This is a genomic window from Mesorhizobium sp. M7A.F.Ca.AU.002.02.1.1 (assembly GCF_003998535.1).
GTDB classification, from domain to species: domain Bacteria; phylum Pseudomonadota; class Alphaproteobacteria; order Rhizobiales; family Rhizobiaceae; genus Mesorhizobium; species Mesorhizobium ciceri.
In genome coordinates this window covers 1-1,037 of sequence record NZ_RZPB01001269.1, presented here as the reverse complement: position 1 = coordinate 1,037, position 1,037 = coordinate 1, and the positions used below count along the sequence as shown (strand labels likewise).

At 62.4% G+C, this 1,037-nt stretch carries 1 protein-coding gene; it reads right to left on the bottom strand.

Features of this window, described 5'->3' with window-relative positions; translation table 11 throughout:
• Window positions 1–949: IS481 family transposase (locus EN879_RS37045; protein ID WP_095770220.1), on the bottom strand; the 949-nt coding region annotated here is incomplete at its 3' end.
• Window positions 950–1,037 lie beyond the last annotated feature (88 nt).

Sequence of the window (1,037 nt, the reverse complement as noted above, 5' to 3'; positions counted from 1 at the left end):
TGTGGAGCTTCAACAGGTTGTCCTCGATCAGGGCGAGGCGACTGATAGGCGTTTTTGACTTTAGGCTGCCATGTGGACGATGCCAATTGTATCTGTGCAGCCAGACAGGCAGTTCGGCGGCACGATGATCGGATGTCGGATAGGCAATGGCGTAGGCCCATTCGCGCAGTGCTGTCTGGATGAAGCGCTCGGCCTTGCCATTGGTCTTGGGCGTATAGGGTCTTGTCGTGACGTGCTTGAGGCCGAGATCGCGGCAGGCCTTGGCGAAGGCCTTTGATCTGTAGCAGGAGCCGTTGTCGGTCATGACGCGGGCTATCGTGACGCCGAGGCTGGCGTAATAGGCGACCGCGGCCTTGAGGAAGGCGATGGCGCACTCCTTTTTCTCGTCGGGCAGGATTTGCGAGAAGGCGATGCGGGACGCGTCGTCGATGCAGACATGGACGAACTCCCAGCCGGCGCCGCGCGACTTGCCCTTTTGCGGATCGCCGGTGATACGATGGCCGACTTGGCTGAAGCGGCCGAGCTTCTTGATGTCGATATGGATCATCTCGCCGGGATGCTCCCGCTCGTAGCGCCGGACCGGTTCGGCCGGCTCGATATCCCTGAGCCGCGACAGCCCGGCACGCTTGAGAACCCGGCTGACGGTGGCGGGCGAGACGCCGACCTCATGGGCGATGTGCTTGCCGGTCAGCCGCTGGCGACGCAAGGCTGCGATGCGCTCGGCCACGGACTGTTCGGTCAGGCTCGGCATGACGGTGGGCCGCGACGAGCGGTCGACCATGCCGGCCCGCCCTTTGGTCTTATAGCGCTCGACCCAGCGCGCCACGATCTTGGCCGACACGCCATAGACGCGCGCCGCATGGGCTTTGGAAAAAGCGCCTTCTATCACCGATAACGCCATCTCCTCTCGACGCAGCGGTGTGAGACGGGCATTCTTGTGGATGTTCATTCGGACCCTCCGATGGATGCTGAAGCGTGGTAACTCCAGTCTCCTCGGTCCGGTCCGAATGGACAACCTCTCGAAAGCTCACACCTAG